The following is a 13,680-nucleotide window of genomic DNA, read 5'->3' on the forward strand; positions in this document are numbered from 1 at the left end:
CCGCGGCGGCTCACGGTTCGATCGGCCCCAGCCAGGCGTTCGCCAGCGCACTGTGCACCGACTCCGGGTCGGAAGGATGGAACATCCCGGCGAGCACGTCGCGGTAGAGCCTGCTCACCTCGTTGCGGGTGAAGAAGGAGGACCCGCCCGCGACGAGCATCGCCTCATCGACGACCTGCTTCGCCGTCGTCGCGGCGCGGTGCTTGATCGCGGACAGCTTCGGGAACCACATCGCGCCGTGGTCGGCGAGGTGGTCGACGTCGGCGGCGAGCGACTCGACCTGCACGGGCAGGGCGTCGTAGGCGAGCGCCATGTCGGCGACGCGCCACCGGATGTCGGGGTCCTGGCTGTAGGTGCGGCCCGTTTTCTTCGAGGTGCGCGTGCGTGCCGTCTGGACGGCTAGGTCGAGGGCGCGGCGGGCGATGCCCGTGTAGACCGAGGCCAGCAGGATCTCGAAGGCGCTGAAGATCCCGAAGACCAGTGGATCGGGACTCGGACCGACCGGCAGCCGGCGGACGATCCGGTCCGCCGGGGCGACGGCGCCGTGCAGTTCGGTCGTCCGGGATTGGGTACCCCGCATCCCGAGGGTGTCCCAGTCGTCGCGGGTCACGACCGCGTCGCTCCGGGGGACGAACGCGAACACGAGTCGCGGGTCCTCGGGGTCGGACGTGTCGAGGCCGTGGAGCCCCAGGTGCGTCCACACGGGCGCGAGCGACGTGAAGATCTTGGTGCCCGTGAAGGCGTACGAGCCGTCGGGGCGGGGCGCGGCATCCGTGTCACTGCCGAACAGGACGAGGTCGTTCCCGGCCTCGCTGATGCCGAACGCGAAGACCTCTCCCGCCGCGGCGCCCTCTTGCACGAAGCGGAGGGCGTCGTCGCCGCGGTTTGCCATGACCTTCGCGACGCCGGTCCAGACGAGGTGCATGTTGATCGCCAGCGCCGTCGCGGGAGCGGCGCCCGCGAGGCGCTGCTGCAGGACGGATGCCTCTCGGAGCCCGAGCCCGGCCCCGCCGAGCTCGGTCGGCACGAGGATCGCGAGATACCCCGCGTCGCGGAGCTCGGCGAGGTCCTCGTCCGGGAAGCGGTTCTCGGCGTCGACGGCGGCGGCGCGGGAGCGGATGCGCTCGAGCAGATCGTCCGGCAGGTGAGCGGCGGGATCGAACGTCATGACGGCAGCCCCCACGTCCGGACCGCGTCGAGCAGGGCTCCGGCCGCGGCATCCGGAGCGTCGCGGTGCGGCGAATGCCCCGTGCCCGGTACGACGGACATCGAGACGACGGGGTTCTGCAGCACCGCGGCGGCAAGGTCGCCCGTGAAGATCGAGTAGACCGCCGGGTCTCCCGCGATGACGTGGGTGGGGACGGCGAGACGGGATGCCGCCTCCCGCACGTCCCACGGCGTGTTCTGCAGCCCCGTCTGCTCGACGGCGAACCGGCTCGCCTGCTGGGCGGCGACCGCCTTTAACTCGATGTCGAGCTCGAGCCATTCGGGGTGCGCGGCCCGGACGGCGTCGACCGAGGTGTCGGCGAAGGCCTGCTCCTGGCTCGCGCGGACGGCGTCGCGATCGGCGTCGGCGAGGTGGATCGCGGGATCGACGAGGACGAGGTGACGGGTCCAGGCGGGATCCGTCGATGTGGCCACGGTCGCAGCCGCGCCGCCGAGCGAGTGGCCGAGGACGAGGTCCCACGGCGCGTCTTCGCCGGGCTGCGTGTGGACAAGGTCGGTCGCGTACGCGGCGATCGTGTAGTCCAAGCCGCGCGGAGCGGTGCCGTGGCCGCGCAGGTCGACCGCGTCGACACGCCAGCCGGCGTCGGCGAGGGCGACGGCGTAGCGCCACATGAGCGCTCCGCTCGAACCGACGCCGTGGACGAGGAGTGCCCGGCGGTCGCTGCGAGGATTGCCCCAGCTCAGCCGGGGGAGAGTGACGGGTGACGGCATGCTCTCAGCCTAGGACGGGCCCCACCGGTCAGCGCCGGGCCAGGATGGGGGGATGATCTCCACCGACCTGGCACGCGAGCTGCGCGCGAGCGGCCTGATCTGGCGTCCGCGTTCCGGCGACCGGTTCCAGCTCGACGAACCCGAGTTCGAGGCCGACGTCTACACCGTCAGCGACATGACCGTCGAGGCTCGCAGCTACCCCACCGGCGATCTGCTCGCCTTCAACGGGACGACCGAGTGGGCGCTCGATTCGGTCGCCCTCGAGGACGCCCTGTGGCTGCCGTCCGAGGCGCAGCTGCGCGAGATGCTCCGCGGCACGTTCCGTTCGCTCCGTCGCCTTCCTGACATCCACGAGGTCGAGATCGAAGTGGATGCCGCCCCCCACCTCTTCCGGCACCCGCAACCCGCCGACGCGTACGCGCAGGCCGTCCTGTTCCTGCTCCGCCGCGCCGCGTGACGCGCTCGCTCAGGTGATGAGCGGGACGGGCTCGGTGTCGGGGATCGGACTCGCGTCGCGGCCGCGCAGGTCGGGGAACCCGCGGACGAACACGGCGGCGACGAGCGCGCCGGCGACGGCGAACCCGGATGCCGCGATGAACGCGCCGACCGAGCCGACGCCGTCGATGAGGAAGCCGGCGACCGCGGAACCGGCGGCGGCGCCGATGAGCTGACCGGTGCCGATCCACCCGTAGGCCTCCGCCGTCTCACTGAAGCGCACGCTCGCGCTCGTGATCGCGAACATGACCGCGAGGGCCGGGGCGATGCCGAGGCCGGCGACGAAGAGCGAGGCGCCCATCCACCAGGCGTTGAGGCTGATCATGACGAGCGAGACGCCGACGGCGACGATCGCGAGCCGGCGGGCCATTGCCCAGCGTCCGATCGGGATGTGGCCGAAGCCCAGGCCGCCCGCGAGACTGCCGACCGCGAAGACCGCCAGGACGATCCCCGCCTCGAGGCCCTCGTGTCCGAACGAGGCGACCACGCCGGCCTCGACGGCCGCGCACGCCCCGATGAGCAGGAAGCCGGTGACGGTCGACAGCAGCACGACGGGCTTGCCGAGCACGCGCCCGAAACCACGACGGCTGCGGGGGATGCGGACGCGTCCGACTTCGGGGGAGGCGATGAACCACGCGCATCCGCCGATGAGGATGACGACGATCAAGAAGAGTGCCGGCACGGTGCCCGCCTGGGTCGCGACGATCGTGATCAGCACGGGAGCGAAGATCCAGATGATCTCCTGCAGGCTCGCATCGAGCGAGAAGAGCGGCGTCAGCTGACGCGACGTCACGATCTTGGGGTAGATCGTCCGGACGGCGGGCTGCACCGGGGGATTGGCGATGCCGGCGAGGAAGCCGAAGACGATGAACCCCGGCATCCCGAACGGATTGACAGCGAGCGCGAGGACGGCGGCCGCGCAGACGGCCGCGGTCAGGGTGAGGACGCGGCGCATGCCCCAGATGCCCATCCACCGGCTGGTGACGGGACCGGAGATCGCTTGGCCGATCGAGACGGCGGCGAGGACGATGCCCGCATAGCCGTAGGACCCGGTCGACTGTTCGACGTGGAGGAGCACCGCGAGACTCGTCATCCCACTGGGGAACCGAGCCGTCAGCTGTGCCGCGATGATGCGCGCGACACCCGGTGCGCGCAGGAGCTCCGAGTATCCCGCCACCCCTCCAATCTACCGTCGGCGACCGACATCCCAGATGTGGGGGTCAGGTCTCGCGGCGACACGCCGACGACACGCCGGGGCGCCGGATTCGCTCCCCATCCGATGTCGGAGGCCCCTCGTATCGTCCGACCTGTGGACAACCTGCCGAGCTCCGCGGTGTTTCGGCCGGATTCCTGGCCTTTTCGTCTCCGCTCGGAGGTTCCCGAATTGGGGATGAATCGGTGGACAACCTGTGTTGTATCTGTGAAGAGATGCGGAAAAACTACACGGATGTAACTACTACCCCTTGTGGTGCTTCCGGGTGTCCGTACCCATATGTAGTATTGAGCTCCCGGCGGGCCCCAACCCCTCGGAACCAGGCGGACGGGTACCTCACACCCGCGACCTGCAGACAGATTTCACCGAATCACACGGACCCCGCACCGGCGGGATCCAGAGGCAAAGAGAGGGTCGACTGATGGCGATCACCGTGTACACGAAGCCGTCCTGCGTGCAGTGCAACGCGACGTACCGCGCGCTGGACTCCAAGGGCATCGACTACGAGGTCCTCGACCTCTCCGAGGACCCGGCGGCCCTCGAGCACGTCAAGTCGCTCGGGTACCTGCAGGCTCCGGTCGTCGTCACCGACGAGGACCACTGGTCGGGCTTCCGTCCCGACAAGATCGACGAGCTCGCGTCTCGCCTGGTCTGACCGATGAGCGCGGCCGTCATGACGAACGTGCCGCTGCTCGTCTACTTCTCGAGCGTGTCGGGTAACACCGCCCGTTTCATCGAGAAGCTCGGGATGCCGGCCCGCCGCATCCCGATCCACTCTTCCGACGGCCCGCTTCGTATCGACGAGCCGTACGTCCTGGTCACCCCCACCTACGGGGGAGGCCAGGGCAAGGGGGAGGAGAAGGGCGCGGTCCCCAAGCAGGTCATCCGCTTCCTCAACGACGAGGCCAATCGGAGCCTGCTGCGCGGAGTCATCTCCGCGGGTAACAGCAATTTCGGCGAGTCCTTCTGTCTCGCCGGAGAGATCATCAGCCGCAAGTGTCGTGTGCCGCACTTGTATCGCATCGAAGTATTCGGCACGCCTGAGGACGTCGACCGCGTGAGCGGCGGATTGGAAGACTGGTGGAAGCTGCAGTGACCGACAAGGCCTTCAAGACGGAGGTTCGCTTCGAGGGCATGGATTACCACGCCCTGAACGCGATGCTGAACCTGTACGGCGAGGACGGGAAGATCCAGTTCGACGCCGACAAGCGTGCCGCGCGGGAGTACTTCCTGCAGCACGTCAACCAGAACACGGTGTTCTTCCACTCCCTCAAGGAGAAGCTCGACTACCTCGTCGAGAAGGAGTACTACGAGGGCGCCGTCATCGAGGCGTACCCGTTCGAGTTCATCCAGCAGATCCACGACCGTGCGTACGCGGCGAAGTTCCGCTTCGACACGTTCCTCGGCGCGTTCAAGTACTACACGAGCTACACGCTGAAGACCTTCGACGGCAAGCGCTACCTCGAGCGCTTCGAGGACCGCGTCGTCATGACCGCCCTGGCGCTCGCCGCGGGTGACCAGGACCTCGCGAACAAGCTCGTCGACGAGATCCTCTCGGGCCGCTTCCAGCCCGCCACACCCACCTTCCTCAACGCCGGCAAGGCTCAGCGCGGCGAGCTCGTCTCGTGCTTCCTCCTGCGCATCGAGGACAACATGGAGTCGATCGCCCGCGGCATCAACTCCGCCCTCCAGCTCTCCAAGCGCGGCGGCGGCGTCGCCCTGCTCCTCTCGAACATCCGCGAGGCGGGCGCCCCGATCAAGCAGATCGAGAACCAGTCGTCGGGCATCATCCCCGTCATGAAGCTGCTCGAAGACAGCTTCAGCTACGCGAACCAGCTCGGAGCGCGTCAGGGCGCCGGCGCCGTGTACCTCTCGGCCCACCACCCCGACATCATGAAGTTCCTCGATACCAAGCGCGAGAACGCGGACGAGAAGATCCGCATCAAGACGCTGTCGCTGGGTGTCGTCGTCCCCGACATCACGTTCGAGCTCGCCAAGAACGACGAGGACATGTACCTGTTCTCGCCGTACGACGTCGAGAAGGTCTACGGCGTGCCCTTCGGCGACATCTCCGTCACCGAGAAGTACCGCGAGATGGTCGACGACGCGCGCATCAAGAAGACGAAGATCAAGGCGCGCGAGTTCTTCCAGACCCTCGCCGAGATCCAGTTCGAGTCGGGCTACCCGTACATCATGTTCGAGGACACGGTGAACAAGGCCAACCCGATCAAGGGTCGGATCAACATGTCCAACCTGTGCTCGGAGATCCTCCAGGTCAACACGCCGACGACGTTCAACGAGGACCTCTCGTACGACCAGATCGGTAAGGACATCTCCTGCAACCTGGGCTCGATGAACATCGCCCTGGCGATGGACGGCCGCAACCTCGCCGGCACGGTCGAGACCAGCATCCGCGCCCTCAGCGCGGTCAGCGACCAGAGCCACATCCGCTCGGTCCGTTCCATCGAGGACGGCAACGACAAGTCGCACGCCATCGGCCTCGGCCAGATGAACCTGCACGGATACCTCGCCCGCGAGCACGTCCACTACGGCTCGGAGGAGGGTGTCGACTTCACGAACATCTACTTCTACACCGTGCTGTTCCACGCACTGCAGGCCTCGAACAAGATCGCTATCGAGCGCGGCAAGGTCTTCGACGGCTTCTGGGACTCGAAGTACGCCTCCGGTGAGTTCTTCGACAAGTACACCGAGCAGGAGTGGAAGCCGGCGACCGCCCGCGTCGAGGAGCTCTTCGAGGGCATCCACATCCCGACGCAGGAGGACTGGCTCGAGCTGAAGGCATCCGTCCAGAAGCACGGCATCTACAACCAGAACCTCCAGGCCGTCCCGCCGACCGGCTCGATCTCGTACATCAACAACTCGACGAGCTCGATCCACCCGATCGCGTCGAAGATCGAGATCCGCAAGGAAGGCAAGATCGGCCGCGTGTACTACCCGGCTCCGTTCATGACGAACGAGAACCTCGAGTACTACGAAGACGCGTACGAGATCGGCTACGAGAAGGTCATCGACACCTACGCCGCCGCCACCCAGCACGTCGACCAGGGCCTGTCGCTGACGCTGTTCTTCAAGGACACCGCCACCACCCGCGACATCAACCGGGCTCAGATCTACGCCTGGCGCAAGGGCATCAAGACGATCTACTACATCCGTCTGCGTCAGATGGCGCTCGAGGGCACCGACATGGCCGAGTGCGTCTCGTGCATGCTCTGATCCGGTCCGAGATTCGATAGAGGAAAAGATATGACCCCCGAACCCCTCAAGCTCCTCGGCTCGGTCCAGGCGATCAACTGGAACCGCATCCAGGACGACAAGGACCTCGAGGTGTGGAACCGCCTCGTCAACAACTTCTGGCTCCCCGAGAAGGTGCCGCTGTCCAACGACATCCAGTCGTGGGCGACGCTCACCCCCGAAGAACGCCAGACGACGATGCGCGTCTTCACCGGTCTGACGCTCCTGGACACCATCCAGGGCACCGTCGGCGCCGTCTCGCTCATCCCCGATGCGATCACCCCGCACGAGGAGGCCGTCTACACGAACATCGCGTTCATGGAGTCGGTGCACGCGAAGAGCTACTCGTCGATCTTCTCGACGCTCGCCTCGACGCCTGAGATCGACGACGCGTTCCGCTGGTCCACCGAGAACGAGAACCTTCAGAAGAAGGCTCGCATTGTCATGGACTACTACCGCGGCGATGAGCCCCTCAAGCGCAAGGTCGCCTCGACGCTGCTCGAGTCGTTCCTCTTCTACTCGGGGTTCTACCTGCCGCTGTACTGGTCGTCGAAGGCCAAGCTGACGAACACGGCCGACATCATCCGCCTCATCATCCGTGACGAGGCCGTGCACGGCTACTACATCGGCTACAAGTTCCAGCGCGGACTCGAGACGCTCGGCCAGGCCGAGCGCGACGAGCTCAAGGACTACACGTTCTCGCTGCTCTACGAGCTCTACGACAACGAGGTGCACTACACGCAGGACCTCTACGACGGCATCGGTCAGACCGAGGACGTCAAGAAGTTCCTGCACTACAACGCGAACAAGGCGCTCATGAACCTCGGCTACGAGGCCATGTTCCCGGCCAGCGTCACCAACGTGAACCCGGCGATCCTGTCGGCGCTCTCGCCGAACGCGGACGAGAACCACGACTTCTTCAGCGGGTCGGGTTCGTCGTACGTCATCGGCAAGGCTGTGGCGACCGAGGATGACGACTGGGACTTCTGAGCCCCTGACGAAGACCCCCGGCACTGCTCGTACGAGCGGATGCCGGGGGTCTTCGTTCGTGCACGCGCCCGGTGACGGATGCAAGGGGTTCCTCGCGACACGCCGGGAGCGGGGGAGCGTACGACGGGGTGTCGTCTCGGATCCCTTGCATCGACTCGCGGTCGCGGCCCTGGGACCTGCACCGACGCTGAAAGACCCCCGACCCGTTCTCGCGAACGATCGCCGGGGGTCTTTCGCTGTCCCGGTCGACGGCGCACGCTGCCCGTTGCGTGCGGAGCGTTCCGGGACCCCGATGCCGGCTCGGGGCGAGCGCGGACGTCGGGGACGCACGGTGCTCGCTCATCCCCTCAGTGAGCTTCACGATCAACGCGAGATGCGGCCCCCAAGCCGCAGTGAGCACCTCGCCATCTCGTCCTTCGGAGCGGACGTCGGATCGGATCGGAGGCGAGTCGATCGTCCCGCAGCGTCGTCGCCTCTACGGTGGGGCATTGTGATCCCCACCCGCTCGCGCGCCGGCCTCTTCGGTCTGCCTGCGACGTTCTTCGGCTTCGTGGCGGCGTTCGCGTTCTCCGACATTGGCGACTCGTTCCGAGTCCTCGCCCTCGACCTCTGGTATTTCGAGCTCACGGCGGGTCGGGAGGGCGCCCGACTGACGCTTCTGCTCGCGACGGTACTCCCGGCCCTGTTCCTCGCTCCCGTTGCGGGCGCGGTGGCCGACCGGTTCGATCTGCGCACCGTCTTCATCGTCACCACCGCACTGCGCGGCATCCTGAGCTTCGGGCTGGCTGCCGCCGCTGCGGCCGGGGGACCCGGCATCCACTCGACGGTCCTGGTCGCGGCCGCCGCGATCGCCGGGGTCTTCTTCGCCTCGTCGGCGTTCGTCTTCGTCCCGCGGCTCGTGCAACGAGACATGCTTCCCCGAGCCAACGGCATCCTCGAATCGACGACGTGGGCGCTGGCGAGCGTCGGACCAGCCCTCGGCGCCGGTGCGTACGCCATGTGGGGGCCGGCGCCGTCGTTCGCCGTGGACGGCGTCTCCTTCCTCGTCACCGCAGCACTGTTCGCGCGCATCCTCCCGAAGACGACGGATGCCGAGTCGTCGACGCCCGCACGGCGGCGGGCCCGCATCCGGCTCGGCGTCGATGCGCTGGCGTCGACCGTCCGCGGCATCCCACCCGCCGCCCGTTACCTCGCCGGCCACCGCTTCGCGCTGGGACTGCTGCTCGCCTCGTACGGTGTGACGATCACTGCGGGGACGAACGCGTACGCGCTCATCTTCCTCGTGTCGGACGACCTACGGCTACCGAGCGAGGTCCTGGGTCTCGTCCTCTCGTGGAACGGCATCGTGGCGGTCATCGCAGCGCTGACGGTCGGGTTCGTCGTCCGGCGGTCGCGGATGCCGCTGGTCTTTGTGGTCTGCCTGGCACTGTTCGCCGTCGCCCAGGTCGTGATGGGGGCCGCGCCGAACGTGACGGTGCTCCTCGTCGGCGTCGCCCTGAGTGCCCTCGTCAACGCGCCGTACAACATCGCGGTCACGACCCTGTTCCAGACGTCTATCGACGACCAGTTCCTCGGGCGGGTCGAGGGTCTCGACACGGCCGTCGAGAGCCTGCTGCGCATCGCGGTGCTGCTCGGCGCGGCCGCCGTGGTGACGCTCTGGGGAGCGCGCGCCGCCGTCATCGCCTCGGCCGGGGTCGCCATGATCCTCCTCGTGGCCGGCGTCCTGCTCATGGCGCGACGCCGAGCGGCCGCCACCGACGCCGGCCGCCGATGAGGCCGGGCGGCGCATTCCGCTTAGACTCGCGTGGTGACTCAGCTCGTCGACGCCCCGGGTGGGCCCCGTAACGCACCGCCCGCATCGTCGCCGGAAGCACCGCGCCACCGCGTCCGGGCGGACATCCAAGGCCTCCGCGCCATCGCGGTCGCGTCCGTCGTGGTCTACCACTTCTGGCCCTCCCTCCTCCCCGGTGGCTTCACCGGTGTCGACGTGTTCTTCGTCGTCTCGGGGTTCCTGATCACCGGGCAGATCCTGCGCGACGTCGACCGCCACCGTCCCCTCCGCTTCGCCGCCAGGTTCTGGGCCGCCCGCGTCCGACGGATCATGCCGGCCGCGCTCCTCGTGCTCGGCTTCGTGCTCGTTGCCTCGTGGTTCATCGTTCCCGCCTCCCAGTGGCCCGAGATCGGCCGGCACGTGCTCGCGTCGGCGCTCTCGATCGAGAACTGGGTCCTCGCCGGTGACGCGGTCGACTACGGCGCGGAAGGCGCCGCGCCGAGCCCCGTCCAGCACTTCTGGTCGCTGTCGGTCGAGGAGCAGTTCTACCTCGTCTGGCCGGTGCTGCTCCTGCTCGCCACCCTGTTCGCACGGCGCTTCGGTCCGATCGGCCGCCTGGGACGCCGGGGCGTCGTGGGAATCGTCATGGGTCTCGTCCTGGTGGCGAGCCTCTCCTTCTCGTTCATCTTCACGAACGTCGATCCCGGCGCCGCGTACTTCGTCACGCCGACCCGGATGTGGCAGCTCGCCGCCGGCGGTCTCGTCGCCCTGATCGCCGTGCGGGGCATCCGCTTCGCTCCGTGGGTCGGTGTCGCCCTGATCGGGGTCGGGTTCTTCGTCCTGAATGTGGACATGCCCTACCCGGGCATCGCCGCGATGATCCCGACGGTCGGCGCCTGCCTCGTGCTGCTCGGGGGGCCGGACGGACGATTCTCGTTCGACCGCGCCGTGAGCGCCCGACCGATCCAGCACCTCGGCGACATCTCCTACTCGGTGTACCTATGGCACTGGCCGCTGCTGATCATCGTCCCGATCGCGCTCGGACACGAGCTGAGCATCCTCGAGGCCTTCGGTCTGCTCGCCATCATCCTCGTTGTGTCGGAAGCGAGTTACCGCTTCATCGAGCAGCCGTTCCGACGTGGATGGCTGCTGCGGACATCTCCTCGAAGCCTCGCGCTCGGAACCGTCGCGGTCCTCATCATCGTCGCCGGCGCCGTCAGGTTCGACGCCAGCGGGCAGGCTCGGATCGAGGCCGCGGCCGCGGAGTTCGAGCAGACCATCGCCTCCGCCGACGAATGCTTCGGCGCCGCCGCGCTCGACAACACATGCGGGGATCCCTTCGCCCCGGTCGACGAGGCCGCAGCACTCGCCGGCAACAACGACCTGCCGATCGCCTCACGCAAGCCGCGCTGCTCTGACGACACCGGCCCGTTCAGCGAGGTCATCTGCCACTACGGCGATCCGAACGGAGCCCGCACGGTGCTGCTGTGGGGCAACTCCCATGCGTCGGCGTGGAGCGACGCGATCGACGCCGCGGGAAAGCGCCTCAAGTGGAACGTCATCGTGGCGTCGCGCTCCGGATGCCCGGCGACGCTGGGCACCCCGCCGCCGAACGAGATCCGCAAGACGTCCCAGGAAGAACAGAAGGGCTGCGCCGAGCGCAACGAGTGGGTCGTCTCGACCCTCGCCCCGAAGGTCGACCTCGTCGTCATGTCCGACCTCCGCGCCGGCTACGCCGACGGTGCTCGCAGCGTCGACGGTTTCGTCGAGGCGATCACGCGGGTTCGGGAAGCGGGCGCCACAGTCGTCTGGCTCGGCGACGTCCCGTTGACCGACGGGATCACCACCCGGCGCGACGGCCCCGACTGCCTCGAGCTGAACGGCCAGTGCTCCAACCCCGTCAGCAAGGCGCTCGTCGCCCGCAGCGTCACCGACGAGGTCGCGGGGCGCGTACCGGACCTCCTCACGATCGATCCGACGGACCGGTTCTGCGATGACGAGCGCTGCTACTCCGCCGTGGGCGGAGTGTCGGTGTACTTCGACGGGCTTCACCTGAGCGGGACGTACTCGCGCACCCTCGGCCCCTGGCTCGCCCGCGAACTGAAGGCCTGCGCACAGGGCGCATCCTCCTGCCCCGCGCTCTGACGCCCTCCAGGGCGTGAGCGCCTCAGCGCTCGACGCGGCCGCAGGAGGACACGGCGAGGATGTCGAGCGCCACCGGCGCGTCGGCAGCGCGTTCGGTGATGTCGACGGACACGCCCGATCCCGCGCGGTTGAGGCGCACGGTGGCGAGATCGACGTCGATCCCGACGGGCTCGACGGCCCAGCCGTCGCCGAGTGCGGTCGGCAGGTCCGCGATGACGGATGCCGCGTCAGCGGCGCCCGGCAGCGTCACCTGCCCCTGGATCGTCGCGAATGCGGTCCCGCGGGGGCCGTCGACCGTGGCCGTGCCCGTTCCGCAGGGCGTTGAGGTCGGGTCGCCCGACGCCGTGTACGTCGACCCCGTCGGCATCACCGCCACGACCTCGGTCACCGCCTCCTCGGACTGCGCGCGCACCGCGTCGAAGGTCGGGCCCGCGGCGGGGGCGCATGCCGTGAGGCTGAGGGCCAAGGTTCCGACCAGCACCGTTGCTGCGACGGACCGGGCGGGCATCAGCCGCTGCTCTCGTCGGCGAGGGAGGTGAGGAGCAGTCGCACGTCCTTCAACACCGTCCCGTTCGCCGACCCGTCGCCGCTGAAGAGGCGGTTGTGAAGCGTGAGGCCCTCGGCGAGCATCGCGGCGACGGTGCCGGTCGGCTTCTCGGAGAATCCCGGGTCGACGATCGTGATGCCGGGGAACTCCTCGGGGCCGATGCCGTAGCCGATGTCGCCCATCTGGAATCCGGCGTAGTAGCGGTTGATGTCGTCCTTGGCCTGCGTGGCGTAATAAGCCGTTCCGGGCACCGTCGTGTACCCGTCTGTGGCGCCGACTCCCGCGGCGAGGAACCGGGCGGTGAATCGTGCCCCGGCCATCTCGGCGGCGCTTCCGACCTGGGACCCGGCGCTGTGCTCGTAGCTCAGCGTCGGAAGTCCGGGCAAAGCGGCGTCGATTCCCTTCACGATGCGAGCGTAGTCCGCCCCCGCCGCGGTGGCGATCGTGTTGTTCTGCGGGCCCGAGGCGAGATCGACCGAGATCTGCGGCATGGGTGCCGCGAGGACGGTGAAGGCGAGGATCGGCGCCGAAGGATCGGCGTGCCGGACCTGCCAGTTCGCGAAGGACGTGACGGGGTCGTCGTTCATGAACGTCGCGATCGACGCATTGGTCCCCGGCACGACGAAGAGGATGCCGGTGGCCGCCGCCGGATCCCCCGCCATCTCGACGATCGAGCCCCGGACCGGGTTGTACAAGTAGAGCTGGACGAGGCCGAGGGCGACTTTCGTGAGATACGCACGTTCGCGTTCCAGCGCTTCGAGGTCGCCGGCGGAGGGCGAATCCTCGTGCGTCACGAGTCCGGTCAGGAGGACGTCGAGTCGTCCCAGGCGTTCCCGGGCTCCGACACGGTTGGCGGCGACACGGACCTCGGCGGGCAGCCCGTCGAGCGCACCGATGAGATCCGGGACGTCGTGCACGAGCTGTGCCCGCGTGGCGAGGGTGAGGCCGCCCCACCAGGCTGAGGCGACGGTCGGCGTGGTGGAGTCGAGGATGCTCTGCTGGGCGGCGGGGGAGTGGGCGACCTCCGCCGTCAACTGCGCATGCGAGAGGGTGGCGATGTCGTCGAGCGTGAGCTGATGGGCGGAGCTCGCCAGGGCGGCGCGGACCTGCGGGACCGATCGCTCGTCGTCGGCGGAGGGGGCGTGCGAGCCGAGGGCGAACACCATCGCGGCTGCGGCGAGCGCAGCCGTCGGCAGATGGATCGCGCGGAGCATACCGCTGATGATACGGGCGCGCGGGATCTCACATGTTTCGCAGATGAGAACTCGTTCATCTCTTCCGTCGTGGCCGGAAAATCGCTACCGAATCGCGGTGGCGCGGATGCTGACC

12 protein-coding genes are annotated in these 13,680 nt (G+C 68.2%); 7 read left to right on the top strand and 5 right to left on the bottom strand.

Annotated elements, in window-relative coordinates; all coding sequences use genetic code 11:
• Positions 1–10 precede the first annotated feature (10 nt).
• Both Q9S78_RS09205 and Q9S78_RS09210 read right to left on the bottom strand, forming a co-directional pair.
• Entirely contained in the window at positions 11–1,168 is a 1,158-nt protein-coding gene (locus Q9S78_RS09205) for an acyl-CoA dehydrogenase family protein (RefSeq protein ID WP_311870059.1), read from the bottom strand.
• On the bottom strand, positions 1,165–1,938 hold the full coding sequence (locus Q9S78_RS09210; protein WP_311870060.1) for an alpha/beta fold hydrolase: 774 nt from the start codon (positions 1,936–1,938) through the stop codon (positions 1,165–1,167). Before Q9S78_RS09210 ends, Q9S78_RS09205 begins: the two co-directional genes overlap by 4 nt.
• A gap of 52 nt (positions 1,939–1,990) precedes the next feature.
• Between Q9S78_RS09210 and Q9S78_RS09215 the strand changes: the two genes are divergently transcribed.
• Positions 1,991–2,395 (top strand): hypothetical protein, encoded by a 405-nt coding sequence (locus tag Q9S78_RS09215; RefSeq protein WP_018188441.1) that lies wholly within the window; start codon positions 1,991–1,993, stop codon positions 2,393–2,395.
• A gap of 9 nt (positions 2,396–2,404) precedes the next feature.
• On the opposite strand, the gene Q9S78_RS09220 is transcribed toward Q9S78_RS09215, so the two are convergent.
• Complete coding sequence (locus Q9S78_RS09220; protein ID WP_020096988.1) at positions 2,405–3,610, bottom strand: MFS transporter; 1,206 nt, start codon at positions 3,608–3,610, stop codon at positions 2,405–2,407.
• Between the two features lie 457 nt (positions 3,611–4,067).
• Between Q9S78_RS09220 and nrdH the strand changes: the two genes are divergently transcribed.
• The 6 genes from nrdH (at position 4,068) to Q9S78_RS09250 (ending at position 11,804) form a co-directional block, all read left to right on the top strand.
• The gene (nrdH, locus tag Q9S78_RS09225; protein WP_018188439.1) at positions 4,068–4,301 is read left to right on the top strand and encodes a glutaredoxin-like protein NrdH; all 234 of its coding nucleotides are present in this window, start codon (positions 4,068–4,070) and stop codon (positions 4,299–4,301) included.
• 3 nt (positions 4,302–4,304) lie between these two features.
• The gene (gene nrdI / locus Q9S78_RS09230; RefSeq protein WP_018188438.1) at positions 4,305–4,742 is read left to right on the top strand and encodes a class Ib ribonucleoside-diphosphate reductase assembly flavoprotein NrdI; all 438 of its coding nucleotides are present in this window, start codon (positions 4,305–4,307) and stop codon (positions 4,740–4,742) included.
• Between the two features lie 38 nt (positions 4,743–4,780).
• Entirely contained in the window at positions 4,781–6,880 is a 2,100-nt protein-coding gene (gene nrdE, locus Q9S78_RS09235; protein ID WP_311870698.1) for a class 1b ribonucleoside-diphosphate reductase subunit alpha, read from the top strand.
• 30 nt (positions 6,881–6,910) lie between these two features.
• Positions 6,911–7,888 carry a class 1b ribonucleoside-diphosphate reductase subunit beta gene (gene nrdF / locus Q9S78_RS09240; RefSeq protein WP_018188436.1) on the top strand — a complete coding sequence of 326 codons (978 nt, stop codon included), beginning with the start codon at positions 6,911–6,913 and terminating at the stop codon, positions 7,886–7,888.
• 490 nt (positions 7,889–8,378) lie between these two features.
• The gene (locus Q9S78_RS09245; RefSeq protein WP_311870061.1) at positions 8,379–9,662 is read left to right on the top strand and encodes an MFS transporter; all 1,284 of its coding nucleotides are present in this window, start codon (positions 8,379–8,381) and stop codon (positions 9,660–9,662) included.
• A gap of 33 nt (positions 9,663–9,695) precedes the next feature.
• Positions 9,696–11,804, top strand: coding sequence for an acyltransferase family protein (locus Q9S78_RS09250; protein WP_311870062.1), 2,109 nt, complete (start codon positions 9,696–9,698; stop codon positions 11,802–11,804).
• Between the two features lie 22 nt (positions 11,805–11,826).
• On the opposite strand, the gene Q9S78_RS09255 is transcribed toward Q9S78_RS09250, so the two are convergent.
• Positions 11,827–12,312, bottom strand: coding sequence for a hypothetical protein (locus tag Q9S78_RS09255; protein WP_311870063.1), 486 nt, complete (start codon positions 12,310–12,312; stop codon positions 11,827–11,829).
• Positions 12,312–13,565 carry a hypothetical protein gene (locus Q9S78_RS09260; RefSeq protein ID WP_116228837.1) on the bottom strand — a complete coding sequence of 418 codons (1,254 nt, stop codon included), beginning with the start codon at positions 13,563–13,565 and terminating at the stop codon, positions 12,312–12,314. Before Q9S78_RS09260 ends, Q9S78_RS09255 begins: the two co-directional genes overlap by 1 nt.
• Between the last annotated feature and the right edge of the window lie 115 nt (positions 13,566–13,680).

The organism is Microbacterium aquilitoris (assembly GCF_031932285.1).
GTDB lineage: Bacteria > Actinomycetota > Actinomycetes > Actinomycetales > Microbacteriaceae > Microbacterium > Microbacterium aquilitoris.

Excerpts from the sequence above, each read along its gene's own strand:
- Q9S78_RS09205 (WP_311870059.1), bottom strand. The coding sequence starts at position 1,168 with ATGACGTTCGATCCCGCCGCTCACCTGCCGGACGATCTGCTCGAGCGC.
- Q9S78_RS09210 (WP_311870060.1), bottom strand. The coding sequence starts at position 1,938 with ATGCCGTCACCCGTCACTCTCCCCCGGCTGAGCTGGGGCAATCCTCGC.
- Q9S78_RS09215 (WP_018188441.1), top strand. The coding sequence starts at position 1,991 with ATGATCTCCACCGACCTGGCACGCGAGCTGCGCGCGAGCGGCCTGATC.
- nrdH (WP_018188439.1), top strand. The coding sequence starts at position 4,068 with ATGGCGATCACCGTGTACACGAAGCCGTCCTGCGTGCAGTGCAACGCG.
- nrdI (WP_018188438.1), top strand. The coding sequence starts at position 4,305 with ATGAGCGCGGCCGTCATGACGAACGTGCCGCTGCTCGTCTACTTCTCG.
- nrdE (WP_311870698.1), top strand. The coding sequence starts at position 4,781 with ATGGATTACCACGCCCTGAACGCGATGCTGAACCTGTACGGCGAGGAC.
- nrdF (WP_018188436.1), top strand. The coding sequence starts at position 6,911 with ATGACCCCCGAACCCCTCAAGCTCCTCGGCTCGGTCCAGGCGATCAAC.
- Q9S78_RS09255 (WP_311870063.1), bottom strand. The coding sequence starts at position 12,312 with ATGCCCGCCCGGTCCGTCGCAGCAACGGTGCTGGTCGGAACCTTGGCC.
- Q9S78_RS09260 (WP_116228837.1), bottom strand. The coding sequence starts at position 13,565 with ATGCTCCGCGCGATCCATCTGCCGACGGCTGCGCTCGCCGCAGCCGCG.